At 55.8% G+C, this 16,163-nt stretch carries 19 protein-coding genes; 6 read left to right on the top strand and 13 right to left on the bottom strand.

The features are described 5' to 3' along the window. The first annotated feature begins 17 nt into the window (after positions 1–17). Both IEY52_RS11000 and IEY52_RS10995 read left to right on the top strand, forming a co-directional pair. Complete coding sequence (locus IEY52_RS11000) at positions 18–293, top strand: cupin domain-containing protein (protein WP_189002742.1); 276 nt, start codon at positions 18–20, stop codon at positions 291–293. A 90-nt stretch (positions 294–383) separates the two neighbouring features. Next, positions 384–800, top strand: a complete 417-nt coding sequence (locus IEY52_RS10995; RefSeq protein ID WP_189002741.1) for a winged helix-turn-helix transcriptional regulator — start codon at positions 384–386, stop codon at positions 798–800. Here the strand turns inward: IEY52_RS10995 and IEY52_RS10990 are convergent, their stop codons facing one another. Together IEY52_RS10990 and IEY52_RS10985 are read right to left on the bottom strand one after the other, a co-directional pair. Further along, positions 801–953: a hypothetical protein gene (locus tag IEY52_RS10990; protein ID WP_189002740.1), complete on the bottom strand. Its 153-nt coding sequence runs from the start codon at positions 951–953 to the stop codon at positions 801–803. A 161-nt stretch (positions 954–1,114) separates the two neighbouring features. Further along, positions 1,115–1,279, bottom strand: a complete 165-nt coding sequence (locus IEY52_RS10985; RefSeq protein WP_189002739.1) for a hypothetical protein — start codon at positions 1,277–1,279, stop codon at positions 1,115–1,117. On the opposite strand from IEY52_RS10985, the gene IEY52_RS10980 reads away from it, so the two are divergent. Beyond that, positions 1,257–1,703 (top strand): EamA family transporter, encoded by a 447-nt coding sequence (locus IEY52_RS10980; protein ID WP_189002738.1) that lies wholly within the window; start codon positions 1,257–1,259, stop codon positions 1,701–1,703. The genes IEY52_RS10985 and IEY52_RS10980 overlap by 23 nt on opposite strands. A gap of 3 nt (positions 1,704–1,706) precedes the next feature. On the opposite strand, the gene IEY52_RS10975 is transcribed toward IEY52_RS10980, so the two are convergent. Beyond that, a complete protein-coding gene (locus IEY52_RS10975; protein ID WP_189002737.1) occupies positions 1,707–2,261 on the bottom strand; it encodes a GNAT family N-acetyltransferase in 555 nt (184 codons plus the stop codon). 180 nt (positions 2,262–2,441) lie between these two features. On the opposite strand from IEY52_RS10975, the gene IEY52_RS10970 reads away from it, so the two are divergent. Both IEY52_RS10970 and IEY52_RS10965 read left to right on the top strand, forming a co-directional pair. After that, complete coding sequence (locus tag IEY52_RS10970) at positions 2,442–3,014, top strand: hypothetical protein (protein ID WP_189002736.1); 573 nt, start codon at positions 2,442–2,444, stop codon at positions 3,012–3,014. A gap of 8 nt (positions 3,015–3,022) precedes the next feature. Beyond that, a complete protein-coding gene (locus IEY52_RS10965; RefSeq protein WP_189002735.1) occupies positions 3,023–3,661 on the top strand; it encodes a DUF7710 domain-containing protein in 639 nt (212 codons plus the stop codon). Here the strand turns inward: IEY52_RS10965 and IEY52_RS10960 are convergent, their stop codons facing one another. Both IEY52_RS10960 and IEY52_RS10955 read right to left on the bottom strand, forming a co-directional pair. Beyond that, positions 3,662–4,438 (bottom strand): M15 family metallopeptidase, encoded by a 777-nt coding sequence (locus tag IEY52_RS10960; protein ID WP_189002734.1) that lies wholly within the window; start codon positions 4,436–4,438, stop codon positions 3,662–3,664. Positions 4,439–4,458: 20 nt separating this feature from the next. Then, the gene (locus tag IEY52_RS10955; protein ID WP_189002733.1) at positions 4,459–4,965 is read right to left on the bottom strand and encodes a hypothetical protein; all 507 of its coding nucleotides are present in this window, start codon (positions 4,963–4,965) and stop codon (positions 4,459–4,461) included. Positions 4,966–5,379: 414 nt separating this feature from the next. On the opposite strand from IEY52_RS10955, the gene IEY52_RS10950 reads away from it, so the two are divergent. Further along, positions 5,380–5,682, top strand: a complete 303-nt coding sequence (locus IEY52_RS10950) for a hypothetical protein (protein ID WP_189002732.1) — start codon at positions 5,380–5,382, stop codon at positions 5,680–5,682. Positions 5,683–5,776: 94 nt separating this feature from the next. Here the strand turns inward: IEY52_RS10950 and araA are convergent, their stop codons facing one another. The 8 genes from araA to IEY52_RS10910 all read right to left on the bottom strand — a co-directional run bounded on the left by araA (position 5,777) and on the right by IEY52_RS10910 (position 16,074). Then, positions 5,777–7,279, bottom strand: coding sequence for an L-arabinose isomerase (gene araA / locus IEY52_RS10945; RefSeq protein ID WP_189002731.1), 1,503 nt, complete (start codon positions 7,277–7,279; stop codon positions 5,777–5,779). Between the two features lie 9 nt (positions 7,280–7,288). Next, positions 7,289–7,942, bottom strand: a complete 654-nt coding sequence (locus tag IEY52_RS10940) for an L-ribulose-5-phosphate 4-epimerase (protein ID WP_189002730.1) — start codon at positions 7,940–7,942, stop codon at positions 7,289–7,291. Continuing rightward, complete coding sequence (gene araB, locus IEY52_RS10935) at positions 7,920–9,611, bottom strand: ribulokinase (protein WP_189002729.1); 1,692 nt, start codon at positions 9,609–9,611, stop codon at positions 7,920–7,922. The genes IEY52_RS10940 and araB overlap by 23 nt, the downstream gene beginning before the upstream one ends. A 563-nt stretch (positions 9,612–10,174) precedes the next feature. Beyond that, positions 10,175–11,140, bottom strand: coding sequence for an ABC transporter permease (locus IEY52_RS10930; RefSeq protein ID WP_189002728.1), 966 nt, complete (start codon positions 11,138–11,140; stop codon positions 10,175–10,177). A gap of 1 nt (position 11,141) precedes the next feature. Continuing rightward, a complete protein-coding gene (locus tag IEY52_RS10925) occupies positions 11,142–12,140 on the bottom strand; it encodes an ABC transporter permease (RefSeq protein ID WP_229684736.1) in 999 nt (332 codons plus the stop codon). Beyond that, positions 12,133–13,695: a sugar ABC transporter ATP-binding protein gene (locus tag IEY52_RS10920; protein WP_229684735.1), complete on the bottom strand. Its 1,563-nt coding sequence runs from the start codon at positions 13,693–13,695 to the stop codon at positions 12,133–12,135. The genes IEY52_RS10925 and IEY52_RS10920 overlap by 8 nt, the downstream gene beginning before the upstream one ends. A gap of 98 nt (positions 13,696–13,793) precedes the next feature. After that, the gene (locus tag IEY52_RS10915) at positions 13,794–14,735 is read right to left on the bottom strand and encodes an ABC transporter substrate-binding protein (protein ID WP_229684734.1); all 942 of its coding nucleotides are present in this window, start codon (positions 14,733–14,735) and stop codon (positions 13,794–13,796) included. Positions 14,736–15,393: 658 nt separating this feature from the next. After that, positions 15,394–16,074 carry an SUKH-4 family immunity protein gene (locus IEY52_RS10910; RefSeq protein WP_194510047.1) on the bottom strand — a complete coding sequence of 227 codons (681 nt, stop codon included), beginning with the start codon at positions 16,072–16,074 and terminating at the stop codon, positions 15,394–15,396. Between the last annotated feature and the right edge of the window lie 89 nt (positions 16,075–16,163).

Raw genomic sequence — 16,163 nt, 5'->3', positions numbered from 1 at the left:
TTTCTGGAGGATGGACCATGGAAAAGATTGAAAAAACAGGTGTGATTGCCCAGAATGCAGGCTGCAAAATCGTTCGCAAAGTGCTCAGAAAGGGTCAGGAAATGCCCAGACATGACCACCCCGGCGAGCAGGTGCTGATCAGCATGACCTCTGGAACGCTGCTGTGCAACTTTGACGATGGGGTGGCGTTGCTCGCGGAAGGCGATGTGGTGCAATTTGAAGGGGAACGCTTTGTCACCCTGCAGGCCCAGGAGGAAAACACCACTTTTCTGGTGATGCTGCTGAAACGCTGAAAATCACCCGTTTTTCCATGCTAAAATCAACACAAACCATCAGGAAGTGACCTCCATTCTGGGAGGTTGCTTCTTTTAAGGATGTGCCCCATGCCTGAATTTTCCCTGGAAGACCTGCACAACATTCCCCCCCGTGACCAGCGTGACCCAGAACTGGAAAAGCTGGTGCGGGAACTGATCGGACGGGTGGCCGACAAGTGGACCATGCTGATCCTGGAAACCCTGGAAGAACACGGCAGGCTGCGCTTCACCCGTCTGGGAGAACTGGTCGGAGACATCAGCCAGAAGATGCTCACCAAAACCGTGCGCCAGATGGAAGCCGATGGTCTGGTGGTGCGCACCGTTTATCCGGTGATTCCCCCACGGGTGGAATACGGACTCACCGAGATGGGCCTCAGCCTGTCCGAAGCCTTCTGCAGCGTGTGGTACTGGGCGGCCATCAACCAGAAGAAAGTCATGCAGGCCAGAGCAGATTTTGAGAAGCGCAAAGAGGAACTGGAACTCTGATCAAAACAACGACCCCAGACGCTGAACCCCCTCCTCGATCACACCGGGGCTGGCAGCAGCGTAACTCAGGCGCAGATGCGACCCTCCCGCTTCTGCTGGAAAATACCCTCTGCCTGCACTGATCTGCACCCCCACACGGGAGGCCTGTTCCACAAAAGCCACATCGTCCAGATGTTCTGGAAGCTGTACCCATAGGTTGTAGCCGCCTCAGGGAATCAGGGGAATTCTGATCTGGGGACAGTGGTGTTGCAGCGCAGAAACCAGGGAGTCCCGCCTGAGGCGCAGGGCTTCCTGCAGGTTTTTGAGGTGTCCCTTCAACCGCCGGATGGGCCTGGGCTGCGCTGGGCATGCTGTGCTTCAGCTTCACGCTGCCTGCCACCCGCCTGGCCATTCCCGAATTTGGCGGGTACACCGTAACCCATTTTCTGGGCGATGTCGGTGCTGGGGGTGGTGGCCGTGCTGATTTTTGCCGTGACCACCGGAGCAGGACAGTTGCACAGCGGGGACATCTTCATGCTGCTGGCCGTGCTGCTGGCCGCCATGGGTTACGCAGAAGGCGGCAGATTGGCCCGAGAACTGGACGGCTGGCGGGTGGTGAGCTGGGCACTGGTGCTCTCTTTGCCCTTCTCTCTGGTTGCCGTGCTGGTGTTGCCGGGACCCAGCCACATGCCCTCTTTCACGGCATGGGCGGCTTTTGGATATGTGTCGGTGGTGAGCATGTTTCTGGCCTTTTTTGCCTGGTACCGGGGGCTGGCCCTGGGTGGGGTGGCACGTGCAGGACAGGTGCAACTGGTTCAGCCCGTGCTGTGGTCTGCCCTGCTGGAAGAAACCCTGGATTTCCGCACCGTGGCAGCGGCCTTGCTGGTGGTGGGATGCGCCGCCCTCAGCCGGTTGACCCGCTGAAGGTCACTGTTCCCGCCATTCTCTGCGCAGCAAGGCAAACCGGTCCTCATCCAGCCAGTTTTCCCCATCCGAGTAACTTTCCAGGTGGTGCCCCTCATGGCGAAACCCCAGCCGCAGCAAGACCTTCTGGGAGGGGACGTTGCGGGGATCCGTGCTGGCGGTGATCCTGTGAAAAAACAGCACATGAAAAGCGTAATCCAGTACCGCCTTTAATCCTTCGGTGGCGTAACCTTTGCCCCAGACACGGGAATCCAGCGTGAAACCCACCTCTGCCTGCAAAGGCTCGAACACATGGAAGCCGAGGTCTCCCAGCAAAGCACCGGTTTCTTTTTCCTGCAAGGCAAATTGAAACCACCCTGGCTGACCAGGATTCCGGTCTTGCATGTTCTGGATGAGCTTCAGGGCCTGGGCTTCGTCGTAATTGTCGCCCCAGCCCTGATACAGGGAAACTTCGGGACGGGAACGGTAAACAGACAGGGCTGCAGCATCTTCTGGCTGCAAACGGCGCACCTTCAGGCGGGGGGTTTCCAGATTTTCAAAAATGGGGATTTCTGGCATAAGACCTCTGGGGAAATCATACCTGCCAGATGGCGTGTGCTGAATCTGCCAACTGGAGGATGTGCAGGAGAGGATGCAGGCCTAACATGAAAACATGACCGTCCAAATCATGTTCGATGAATGGCTGCCTGATGAAAAAATTTTACAAGACGCCCCCCTCTTGAAACCCAGAGGGCAACCATGACCCGTTTGCTGCTGATGATCCGTGCGCTGTGCATGGGAGTGAAATACCAGCCTTTAGAGGTGTTGATGGATCAGCAGATGGTGTTCACCAGTCTGGACCACCTGCAGTCCGATGCAGATGTGGCTTTTCAACACCTTGGGCTGCCTGCCTGCACACTGTACCGTCGTGAAGATCGCATTTACCAGGGGCAGATTCACAAATACGGCCTGCTGGATCTGGTTTTTGAGGTGATTGAACCCATTGAAATTCCCAGTCCAGAAAACCCCCTGCAGTTCCTGAAAAGCATGGGCATTTTGATGGTCAGCAAAGAAAATCCAGAAGAAAAACCCGAAGGAGATGAATTCGGGGTGCTGCAAGCCATGTACGATGACCTGCAAGAAGAACACCAGTACCTGAAAGTGATGCTGCATGAAGTGAATCCAGTTCCACCTGTTGGAATGGAGCGGGCCAAACAGTGGATCTTCGGGAACAAAAGTCCCGAAGGCACCTTTCCCAGAACGTTTGAAGTCACAGATGCCTGCCTGACCAACCTGAATGGCATCTGGTTCAGCAGGCATTTTTATTTGTGAGGCGCAACATGCACGATGAAGCATTGCAAAAAGGCCAGTGGGTGTGGGTGTTCAATGGGGTTGGGGGCGGTTTCCCCTCAGGGATCTTCAGCACCCGAGAAAAAGCCCAAAAGTGGATTGAGCAGCACCAGCTTTCCGGGACCCTGACCGCTCATCCGCTGGACCAGAGTGCTTACGACTGGGCTGTGTCCAGGGGCAGTTTCAAACCCAGAAAACCAGAGCATTTCTCTGGACATTTCATGGGGCAGTTTTCCAGCGCCTCCCAGCCCCATGAGCACTTTGAAAATGGCTTTCTGGGAGGGGAACCCATGCGCCTGAACCTTCAAGAATTGAAAACCATCGGACAGGTGCTGAAAGCAGCGGCTCATGGCCCATTCTTCAGTGCCTCAGGTGCTCCAGAAGATCAACCTGAGGCCAGTCTGGTGCACACCCTGATGGGGGTTGAGCTTGCAGACCTGCAAAGGGTGGCAGCGCAGTGGCCCGATGTGGATCTGACAGATGAGACCGTGCATCAGGCAGTCTGGGGTGCTCTGGGGAACATCATCGGTTACCCCCATGGTTGCAAGAGGCAATGGCCCAGATGGATCGAATGCAGTGCAGAGCAAGTGGATGGGGTGGCAGACAGGTTTCGGGAACTTTATCCCTGATCACTGCCCCTGCTGGCAGGCCTGAGATGAGATCAATTCCGGGCGGTACTCGAAGTGCATGGTGTCGAAATGGTACCAGCGCCCACCCCACACAAAACCCTGTCTTTCAAACGCGAACACCAGACCTTCAGGCAACTGGTTGTGGTAAGGGATGTTTTTCTGGCCTTCCTGGTGTCCTTTCCATTTCCAGTAATCGGCGTATCTGGTGTTCAGATCGATGGAAATTCCAAAACTGTGCATGCTGAGGTGTTTTGTTCCGGCCACAGTGCGCCAGTAAAAAGTGCCTGCATTGGGCTGCAGGTATTTCAGCCACTCCGGGTGCTTCTGAAGGTGCTGTTCCACCTGTTCCAGTGCGGCTTTTGCTCCGTGGGCAGGATGAAACAGCACCGTGCTTCCGAACCAGTTCACTTTCTGCAACTGCTTTTGCACTTTGCTGGCAGTCTCTCCGTAAAGGGCTTTAAAGAGGGTTTCGCTTCTGGCCCGCCCGGGGTCCTGCAAATAGGCAGGGGCAGTGATGGGCTGGCAGGCCGGGTACGGCAAGGCCATCTGGTCCAGCACATCGGCATCGTCCAGCAGGGTTGGGTATGTCTGGATGGTTTTGCGGGTGCGCAGTTGCAACACCTGCCCATCTTGAAAGTACAGTTTCTGCTGGTCGTGTTTCAGCAGGGCGTCCGGGTAAGCCTGCACCAGTCTATCCACAGTTGCAGGGCTGGCCTGCTGGTACTGCTGCACAAATGGATTGCTGCTGAGCGTGCTGGAGGCCTGCAAGAACAGCATCCCACACAGAGAGACGGTCCTCAGGAGGTGCAATGGTTGACCCATGGGGATTTGCCAGGAACGCCGGTGCGGGTGAACCACAACAGGGCGTCTCCACTGGAGGTGTGCTGTGCGTCCAGCAGGAGGGGGCCAAAGGTGTGCTGCTGGGAGACATCGTTCAGGATCAGCCAGCTGGCAATCCATTCCTGAATCACTGCTTTGCGTTCAGGCAGCAGGTTGTAACAGTTCAGGGCGATGTGGGCGGCCAGTTTGCTGATGGTGATGGCCTGCGCTTCGGTCAGGTTGCGGTCACTGAAGTACATGCGGATTTCGTTGATTTTGCGGTTGTCGTAATGGGATTTGAAATCCACCTGGAAGGTGCGGTTCACAAAAGTGAAGCCCGCCCAGTCTGCATGCACGGCCAGCAGGGGCACCTTGCCGGATTTGAGCACCTGTCCAAACGGAAAAGCTGTGGCCTGTCCCTGCGGCAGCATCAGGGCAGCACCCACCAGAAAAAACGGCAAAAATCGAGATTGAAAGGTTTTCATGTGGCCCATCATCGCCATTCTGGGGTGCGTTTGGTGTGATGGAACCGTCACATGAAGGGCTTCTCAAGGGTTCTGGGTCAGGATGTGGGTTTGCTGGAGGTGGGATGAGAAGAGGGTCAGATTTGCGGGACATCATGAGGTCTTTCCCAATGCATCCTAGACTGCAATGTTTCAGTTCACTGAACGAGAACACACGTATTTTCAGGGGTTTTCATGCCACCATGGCGCATGCCAGAAACCAGAAATCCCAGCATCGTTACAAAACTTACTTTAAAATGAGAGCCAGTGCCGAAAAATGGAAATGTCCTCCAAGGGATACTTTCTTCACCCCCTGGTTCCAGAAGCCCAGGGGGATTTGTGTGAACACCCGTTTGACCCCTTCCGCCCAGTCCTTTTCACTTTCAGCACTGCAACATGGCCCGAACCTGGCACCACTTCCACATCCTTCCGAAACCCAACAGCCAGCCCCTCTGGACCACAGACACCCCGAAACAACGTCTGCAGCAAATCACTGGACTTGCGGAGGAAGTGCAAAACCATGAAGCTGGATTTGCTGTGCGCCTCAATGCCGAACGGGACGTGGCACGGCTGTTCCTGCAACTGGTGAAACCCCACCTGCCCATCCATTCTGGGCCTGGATGGGCTGGGCGGGAACCGCTTGTTCTCCACAAACAGGCCTCCAGGCACACCTTTGTGATCCAAGAGGTCAGGAATTGAAAGCAACCACGCAAAAACCCCAGAAGTTTCCCTCCGGGGCAAGTCATCTGAGGCTGGAATTGCTGCATTGATTCGTGTTCTTCTGTCAAATGCTCTAGACCCGGAGGCCCTGTCCAAGGGCAAAGTAGAGGTCTGAGAACTTCAGGTCCTGTTTCAGGTCCCGCAGCTTCGTGTCCCCATCAATCACCACCAGTTCAACGCCTGCGATGGCTGCAAAATCCTCCAGGTGCTCACTGGTCAGCACATAAGAATACACCGTGTGGTGCGCTCCCCCTGCATGAATCCAGGCTGCACAGGCGGTCTTGAAATCCGGTTTGCATTCCCACACTGCACGCGCCACAGGAAGGTTGGGCAACTCAGGGTGCTCCACTGCCGTCACCTCGTTGACGATCAAACGGAAACGGCTTCCCAGGTCCACCAGAGACACATTGATGGCCTCGCCCTTCTGGGAGTTGAACACCAGACGCACCGGGTCTTCCTTCCCTCCGATGCCTAAGGGGTGAATTTCCACTTTCGGTTTGTTTTCTGCAATCGTCGGGCAGACTTCCAGCATGTGCGACCCCAGCACCTGGTGTTTTCCGGGTTCCAGGTGGTAGGTGTAATCCTCCATGAAAGAGGTTGAGACGTTGCCAGACATGGTTTTCAGGGCACGCAAAAGCACAGCTGTTTTCCAGTCCCCTTCGCCAGCAAACCCGTACCCTCTGGCCATCAGCCTCTGGACCGCCATTCCGGGGAGTTGCTTCAGACCATGCAGGTCTTCAAAAGTGGTGGTGAACCCCTTGAAGCCTCCATCAACGAGGAATTTCTCGATGCCCAGTTCCAGACGGGCAGAGTACCTCAGGGATTCATGGCGTTCCCCACCTTTTTGCAGTTCTGGGGCCACATCGTATAGGTTGTCGTATTCCGCAACCAGAGCATCAATGTCACTGTCTGAAACAGCATCGACCACGGCCACCAGATCGCCCACCCCGTAGGTGTTCACCGAGAACCCGAAGCGCATCTCTGCAGCCACCTTGTCCCCTTCGGTCACGGCCACGAAGCGCATGTTGTCCCCAAACCGGCAGAATTTTGCGCCTTGCAAATCAAACCAGCCGTGTGCTGCACTGGCCCACACGCCCAGACGTTCCTGCACTTCCGGGTCGCTGTAATGCCCCACCACCACTTTGCGGTCCAGACGCATGCGGGTGTGCAAGAAACCTGCTTCGCGGTCCCCATGGGCGGCCTGGTTGAGGTTCATGAAATCCATGTCGATGCTGTCCCAGGGAAGATCCCGATTGAACTGGGTGTGCAGGTGGCAGAACGGTTTTTGCAACTGACTGAGGCCCCCAATCCACATTTTGCTGGGGGAGAAGGTGTGCATCCACAGGATGATTCCGGCGCAGTCTGGTGTTGAATTGGCTTGCAGACACAAAGCCCGGATCTCATCTGGGGTGGTCAGCACCCCTTTAAATTCGATTTGCAGGGAGATTTTGCCAGAGGCATTCAAAGCAGAAACCAGTTCTGCTGAATTGGCATCCACTTGCTTGAGGGTTTCAGGGCCGTAGAGGTGCTGGGAGCCCGTGACGAACCAGAGTCTGGGGGAGGCGGTGTTTGGCATGATGATTCCTTATTTCTGTCCGTACACGTGCGTGTACCGGTCGTAGAGTTTGTCGATGTCTGCATGATCAAGCTTCTCTGGTGTCCCCAGCTGGTACGCCAGATGCACCGTTTTTGCCACGTCTTCACACATCACGGCGGCTTTCAGGGCTTTCTGGATGGATTCTCCGATGGTGAAGACCCCGTGGTTTTTGAGGATGACCGCAGGGGAACGGTGCCCGGAGAGGGTTTTCACCACTTCCTTCCCGATTTCTTCCCCGCCAATCAGGGCAAAGCCACCGCAGGGGATCGGTCCTCCAAATTCATCGGCCATGGCGGTGAGGATGCAGGGAATTTCCCGGTTGTTGGCTGCCCAAGCTGTGGCATACGCACTGTGGGTGTGGATGATGCTGCGCACATGGGGCAGGTGGCGGTAGATGTAAGCATGGGTGGCGGTGTCCGAAGAGGGTTTGTACTTCCCTTCGATGACTTTGCCGTCCAGATCCAGCACCACCATGCTTTCAGGGGTGAGTTCTTCAAAGAGCAGACCCGAGGGTTTGATGACCATCAGACCTTCCCTCTCGTCCAGAACGCTGATGTTCCCACTGGTCCAGGTGACGAGTCCCTGGGCAGGGAGTTGCAGGTGTGCTTTGCACAGTTCTTCACGCAGGTGTGGCAGCAGCATGTTTCACCTCTTCGGGTTCTGTCTGAGCGATTTTCTTGAGGCGTTTCATCACGTTGTTGAGCCCTCTGCCAAAATGGTCGTGCAGCTGGATGTATTCCTGATACAGCTCCTGATACACTTTCACATTCCCGGGAATGGGGGTGTAAACGTTCTTCTGCAGTTTCCCCATGGTTTTGGCTGCTGCCCGGATGTCAGGGTAGATTCCTGCAGCCACGGCAGCATGAATTGCACTTCCCAGCGCTGGACCCTGCTCCGAAGCCACGATGCTCAGGGGAAGTCCCGTGACATCGCTGTAAATCTGCATCAGCATTTTGTTTTTCTTCAGCCCTCCGGCAATGATCAGTTCGGTCACGGGCACCCCATGTGCACGGAAGTTCTCGATGATCGCTCTGGTTCCGTAAGCTGTGGCTTCAATCAGGGCCCGGTAGATGTCCGGGGCACGGGTGTGCAAGGTGAGTCCAAGGATCAGACCGCTCAAATTGGCATCGACGAGGTTGCTGCGGTTGCCGTTCAACCAGTCCAGCGCAATCAATCCGTGTTCCCCAGGGCGTTGCAGGCTGGCTTCCCTCTCCATAATATGGTGAACGCTCACATTTTCGGCAGCAGCTTGCTGGACGTAGGATTCTGGCACCGCATGTTTCACGAACCAGCCGAAGATGTCTCCGACCCCGGATTGGCCCGCTTCATAGCCGTAAAGTCCGGGGATGATGCCACCTTCCACCACCCCACACATGCCTGGAACTTCTCTGAGTTTTTCTCCAAGCAGCATGTGACAGGTGGAAGTTCCCATGATGGCCACCATCTGGCCTGCCTCGGTCACTGTTGCCGCAGGAACCGCCACGTGGGCATCCACATTCGCAACGGCAACGGCAATTCCTGCTTTCAGACCCGTGAGTTCAGCGGCTCTGGCAGAAAGGGTTCCTGCTTTGCCCCCCAGTGGAGACAGCTCAGTCAACATCTTCTCTTCGACCACATCGGCAAAATCCGCGTTCAGGGCAGCAAAGTAATCTCTGGAAGGGAACTGCCCATCCTGATACATGGCTTTGTAACCCGCAGTGCAGGTGTTGCGACTCTCTGCTCCAGTGAGTTGCCAGACCACCCAGTCTGCCGCTTCGATCAGTCGATCTGCCGCCTGGTACACTTCCGGGGCTTCTTCCAGGATCTGCAGGGCTTTGGCGAAGAACCATTCGCTGCTGATCTTGAATCCATATCTGGGCAGCCACTTCTCCCCCATTCTGGCCGCCACTGCGTTGATGCGGTCTGCGTGGCTCTGGGCAGCATGGTGCTTCCAGAGCTTCACGAAAGCGTGCTTTTCGGCTTTGAGCTCAGGCAGGAAACAGAGCGGGGTGCCGTCACGGGTGGTGGGGAGCATGGTGCAGGCGGTGAAATCAATGCCAATGCCCACAATGTGTTCTGGGTTCACACCGCTGAGCTGGACCGCCTGTGGAACAGCCTTTCTGAGGACTTCGAGGTAGTCATCGGGGTGCTGTAAGGCCCAGTCTGGGGGCAAAACCTCGCCGGTGGGGAGATGGTGATCGATCACACCGTGCGGGTAAGAGGTGACAGCAGAGGCAAGTTCCAGTCCATCTGAGACACGAACCACCACAGCACGGCCCGATTCGGTGCCGTAATCCACCCCGAGGGTGTAGAGCTCAGGCGGGTTGCTCATGGTGCACAATTCCTGTTTCTGGCTGGGAAATGGAGCGGCTTGGAGAAGGTCATGATGGGGTTTTCCTTTCTGCTGGAGGGTGCTGGTGAAATCCGAAGGGTTTCGGGGAGGAGGGTTGAGACGCACAAGAACACCATGCTTCCCAATGCTCTGGAAAAGCGGGAATCGATCGTGTTTGTGAACGATCACATTCTAATTTATTTTTTGAGGTCCTGTCAAGCCAAAAACCAAACATGCTCGCACATTCAGCCGCACCGTTCTGGTTGCACATTCCTCTGTCAGGAATTGGCTTTCCAGGGGCATTCTGGATGGATTCTGCTGCACAGCTGCATGTCAGAAACCTGTGATCGTTCACCAATCTGGGGATTTGCTGCGTTGATCAGTGAACCCTGGGGATTCAAAAGAATCCCTACGGTTCAAACAACACGAACCTGCGAAACAACCTCTTATTCTGCAAGATGCTCTAAAATCTCCTGCTGCGTGCCTTGCTGAGCCAGCAAAACAATCCCAAAAGCCAGATCCATATTTTGGTTTCGCAGGCCAGACACGCCCAGACCCAGCATTCAGGCAGATTTCCAGTTCAGGTTCAGTTTGATGCGGGTGCCAGAACTTTGCAGCAGCACCACCACCAGCAGGAAAAGGCCACGGATCACGGTTTGCCAGTAAGAGTTGATGTTGATGTGCCCCAGGCCGTTCTCGAAGTTCAGCACCGTGAAAATCATGCCCAGCAGCACCACACCCACCAGGGTGTTGATCACGCTGCCGCGCCCTCCGGTGAGCAGGGTTCCGCCCACCACCACAGCAGCAATGGCGGTGAGTTCCCAGCCCATGCCCTCGTTGGGCTGTCCGGCACTGAACTGGGTGGCCAGAATCACCCCGGCCAGACCGGCCAGTGCGCTGGACAGCGAGTACACCAGCAGTTTGACTTTCTCTACGGGAATGCCCATCAGGCGGGCGGCTTCTTCATTGCCTCCGATGGTCAGGGCAAAACGTCCGTAAGGGGCTTTGATCAAGAACACGGTTCCCAGCGCAAAAGCCACAAACAGCATCCAGGCCGGAATGGGGAAACCCAGGAAATCTCCCTGACCCAGGTTTCCCACGCCACTTTCGCTGCTTAAGAGCACGGTCTGCTGACCCGAAGCGATCAAAGCGAGGCCTCTGGCAATCAGGAACATCCCCAGTGTGACCACGAAAGGCATCACCTTGAAGCGGGTGATCACCAGGCCATTTAAGAACCCCAGCACCGCACACAGCAAGACCGGAACCAGCACAGCAGGCAGCAGACCATACGGGCTCATCAGGGCGGCAATCACACTGGCAAAAGCCGCCATGCTTCCCACCGAGAGGTCAATGCCTCCGGTGATGATCACAAAGAACATCCCCAGGGCAATCAGCCCGAACATGGCGTTGTACCTGAGAAAGCTTTCGATGTTGTATTCGCTTAAAAATCCGGTGTAACGCAGGCTGGCAAAAACAAACAGCACAATGAGCGCAAGCAGCCCACCATTTTGCTTCAGCAGGTTTTGCATCTCAGTTCCTCCGCTCTTTCTGCAGGGCCACTGCGCCCACAATGATCAGGCCCTTGACCACCAGGGCCACCGCGTCAGGCACCCCCTGGGCCAGCAGGGTGTAACGGATCAGCTGAATGATCAGGGCACCAATCAATGTTCCCACGATGGTGGCTTTTCCGCCTTCCAGCAGGGTCCCACCCACCGCAACAGCGGCAATGGCGTCCAGTTCCATGTTCTCTCCGACCTGGTTGGCATCGCTGGAGGAATTCACCGCGATCACAATCAGGCCAGCAAGTCCCGCCAGCAGGCCACTGATCGCATAAACCCACATTTTCACCTGCTGGACGGGGATTCCGGCGAGTTCTGAAGCTTTCTCGTTGCCCCCCACCGCAACCACCTGCCGTCCAAAAACCGTGGATTTCAGCAGGTACACCGCCAGAGCCACCACCAGCACCATCAGGTACACCTGGATGGGAATGCCCAGCCATTTGCCCTGTCCCAGCTCAGCAAATCCGGGGTTGGTGAAGGTCTGCAGTTTGCCATCGCTCATCACCTGGGCGATGCCGCGTCCGGCAATGAACAGAATCAACGTGGCAATGATGGGCTGCATCTGGAAACGGGTGATCAGAAACCCATTGAACATCCCGAACACGCCTGCCAGCAGAATCGGCAGGGTCATGGCCAGCACATTGCCCAGCACCGTGCCCTCAAAAGCATGGTTCAGGAAGATCAGGGGAGCCAGCGCACCCGAAATGGCCATCAGGGAGCCCACGGAGAGGTCAATCCCTCCGGTGGCAATCACCAGGGTCATGCCCACCCCCACAATCACAATGGTCGCCACCTGCGTCAGGTTGATGTTCAGGGTCTGCAAGGACAGAAAATGCGGCGTGAAAATCGCATTGAACACAAACAAAACCAGCAGGGTGAGGACTCCGCCGTACTGCTGCAGGATCTGGCGCACATCCAGCGGTTTTCGGGGTGGGGTGTTTTTGGGTTTGAGCATTTTGCTTTCAAGCATGCTGGGAGGCTCCTTCCGTGCCAGCCATGGCGTGCATGATCTGGTGTTCGGTGATGGTGCCAGCAAGTTCACCGGCGGTTTTGCCTTCCCTGAGCACCACCACCCGGTGGCAGCCTTCGGTGAGTTCTTCAAGCTCTGAAGAGATCATCAGCACCCCCAGGCCGTTTTCAGAGAGTTCACTGATGAGTTGCTGGATTTCGGCTTTGGCCCCCACATCAATGCCACGGGTGGGTTCATCCAGAATCAAGAGGTCGGGGTTCATGCACAGCCATCTCGCCAGCAGCACTTTCTGCTGGTTGCCCCCGGACAGTTCCCGGATGGGCTGCTCCGGACTGGAGCACTTGATCCCCAGCCGCTGGATGAAACGCTCCACGATTTCTTCCTGCTGCCGCACATCAATGCGTCCAAATTTGGCAATTCTGGGCATCAGGGCAAGGGTGAGGTTTTCCCGCACCGAAAGGTGGGGAACGATGCCTTCTTTCTTGCGGTCCTCAGAACAAAACCCCATCCCCAGCGCAATGGCTTTGCGGGGAGAGGTCAGTCGGGTGGTCTGGTTCTTCCAGCCCACCTCACCAGCATTCAGGGGTTCAGCGCCAAACAGGGCCTGGGCGGTTTCGGTGCGTCCTGAGCCCAGCAGTCCGGCCAGACCCACAATTTCCCCTTTCCGGACAGTCAGATCCACCCCTTTGAGCCTGAGGCCCTGCTTCAAACCTCGCGCGTTCAACAGGGGCTGGGTGGCTGCAGCATGCTGCTTGTGAAAACCGGTGCGGCCACTGCACTGCACATCTCCCACCTCCCGGCCCAGCATTTTGGAGACCAGTTCAAATTTGCTGATCTTTTTGATGGGGCCAGTGTGAACGATTTTGCCGTCCCGCATCACCGTGATCTGGTCACAGATGGCAAACAGTTCATCCAGGTAATGCGAAACAAAAATCACCGAGACATTTTCACTCTTCAGTTTGTTGATGACCGCAAAAAGGGTTTCGACTTCCTGTTCATCCAGGGAACTGGTGGGTTCGTCCATCACCACCAGCCTGGCCTGCTGGGAAACGGCACGGGCAATGGCCACCATCTGCTGGGTGGCAATGGGAAAGCTGCCCAGTTCCTGCCGCACGTCCAGCTGGATCCCCATGCCCTGCAGGATTTTCTGGGCCTGCAGGTGCATGGCTTTCCAGTCGATCATGCCGTATTTGCGGGGTTCACGGCCCAGCAGGATGTTTTCGCTGACCGAGCGTTGCGGAACCAGGTTGACCTCCTGGTAGATGGTGCCGATGCCGCCTTTCTGGGCATCCAGGGGGGTCTTGAAATCCACTTCGCGTCCATCGAACCAGATTTTTCCGCTGTCCTTGCGGTACGCTCCGGTGAGGATCTTTAAAAGCGTGGATTTGCCTGCTCCATTCTGGCCAATCAGGGCGTGCACTTCTCCGGGCCTGACCTGCAAAGAGGCATTGGTGAGTGCACGTGTGCCCGTGAAGGATTTGCAAATGTCTTCCATGGACAGGAGCAGTTGCTCCCGTGTTGCCATCTGGGTTGTCTTCTCCTGGGTTGCCATCATGGTCACCCCTTTCCGGGAAAGGTCTCACCTGCTGGATGCACAGGTGAGACGGGGGTTCAGCTGGATTTGAGCTGGATTTGAGCTGGGTCTACCTGGGCTCAGTATGCGTCTGGCAGGTACTTCCTGGCATTGTTCTTGTCAAAGAACTTGTCCGGGTTGATCACCTTGAGGGGAATTTTCTTGCCTGCTGCGAAGTCTTTGAGGGTCTGGAAGGCTTTCACACCAAAGCGGGGGTTGCATTCCACGGTGGCACCGAGTTTCCCAGCGATGATGGCGTTCAGGGCGTCTTTTTCACCGTCGATGCTGACAATGATCACGTCTTTGCCGGGCTTTTTCCCTGCGGCTTCCAGTGCGGTGATGGCACCGAGGGCCATTTCGTCGTTGTGGGCGAACACGGCGGTCACTTCAGGGTGGGCCTGCAGCAGGGTTTCCATCACTTTGCGGCCTTCATCACGGGTGAAGTTGCCCGTCTGGGCGGCAATCACCTGCATGCCAGGGTAACTCTTGATGTACTCGTGGAAACCCTGTTTGCGGTCGTTGGCGGGTGAGGATCCGGTGGTGCCTTCGAGTTCGATGATTTTGGCGTTTTTCTTGGTGGCCTTGACCAGCCATTCTGCCGCACGTTTGCCTTCTTGCACAAAGTCTGAGCCGATGAAGGTGATGTAGTCGTTGCCTGCTTTGGCGATGCTCTCGTCCACGTTGCGGTCAATGATGATCACGGGAATTCCGGCTTTTTTGGCTTCCAGCACCACCGGAGCCAGGGGTTTTTCTTCGCGGGGGGAGATGAAGATGGCGTCCACGCGCTGGGCGATCAGGTTGCGCACATCGGCCACCTGTTTGGCAGCACTGCCTCCAGCGTTGGTTTCCACAATGGTCCAGCCAAGGCGTTTGGCTTCGTCCTGCATGCTTTTGCTGAAGGCCAGACGCCAGGGGTTGTCCGATTCGGTCTGGGAAAAGCCAATGCGGTAGCTGGATTTGACCGCAAGTTTGGGGAGTTCCTGGGCCTGAGCAGCTCCCAGAACAGTCGTGATCGCTAACATGGAAAGACCCACAACGGCAGACTTCAACTTCATGTGTTGTACCTCTGGTTTGGAATTATCGACAGCGTGATGCCCAGCTGCTGAACCACAAAAGCAGCCAGCGATCAGGAAGCGAGCGAATCAAGTGAGCGCTCTCAAATTGAATTGGGGACCATCGATGCGGTCAGTTTGGCATAAACCCTCAGTGTTGTCAATAGAAAAGCCTGTGAACAAAATATCGATTCCAGAAAAATCATTTCTGAGACAGAAAAAAGCAATTCTTTCAACAAAATGTGAAGGTTAACATCAATGCAAAGCCTTCCAGGGAAAGCCACCTCCAACAAAAGGCTTTTTTCGTGCAGAACAGCAAACTCCCCCCCAAGTCTTTTTCGACACCCAGTCAGCGTGCTCCGTGATTTTTCCCTGATCAGCCTTCCAGGGGTTGGGAGACAGTCTCTTCAGAGCATCCAGATTCGCATGCTCTGAGACATGAAAAAATTTTCAAAACGTTTCAGGCATCTCAAAATCAGGCGTGGGTTCTGCAGCAGAGACAGAAAAATCTTGTGATCGATCACTCAAATTTGACTTTGATCTGGAAAGAAGGGGCAGCCCTGAAGGTCATCCTGCGGTCCCCAACACTTCCACAAAACCCGAAACACAAGGCAAAACAGCCTGGATTTCAGGCTGTCTCTCCCCGGATGTTCTGCAACACCTGGCTCCAGAAATGTTGTGGATCTGCGCAGGCAGTGGCGTCCACATGTTGCAAAGCACGCACCAGCGTTTGCAGCATGGCTGCCTGTTCAGCAGGTTCCTGCTCCAGATGACCCTGCTGAAACACATCCACAGCCTGGCAAAATGCAGAAAAATCCTGGTTGGCATACCAGACCTTTCCCGCTGGATCAGCAATTTCAACGGCTCCCGTGTGTTTGTGCAGCAGCACCCTCCCCTGCTTTCCTCTGGCGATCTGCACCCGATCTCCGTGGTCCTGCAGACCCTCCAGCAGGAAAAACCAGTCTTTGTGGCTTCCAATGCAGGTGATGTCTTCCAGCCAGGACAGGGTTCTCAGAACAGTCTCTGTCACGCCCAGCTTTTGCAGGTCTTGCAGGTCCATTTTGCTTCTCTTTTCTCCGGCCTCGCTGTTGCCCCGGGAGACCTCTGACAGTGGGCTGATGGCCCAGCCCAGCAGGGGTTTGATGTGCAAGGTACTGGGGTCCTGGGTGATGCCCAGACAGCCTGCCAGAAGCTGCAACTCCCGTTCCGTTTGATCTGCTTTCAGGGTGAACCGCACCCTGGAAATGCCGTCTGGTGCACTGTCAGGAGAAAGGCCTTCTGCGGTCCCAAAACCCGTGAAAGGACCCATCAGCAGGCTGAGCAGTGAACACAAAGTCCTCACAATAGAGGAATGACCTTACAGCAGGACCTCCCGACCCTCCACCTGAGAGACCAACG

The organism is Deinococcus roseus, assembly GCF_014646895.1.
GTDB classification, from domain to species: Bacteria; Deinococcota; Deinococci; order Deinococcales; family Deinococcaceae; genus Deinococcus_C; species Deinococcus_C roseus.
Note: the sequence above shows the minus strand (reverse complement) of the source record. Positions and strands in the feature narration are given on the sequence as shown.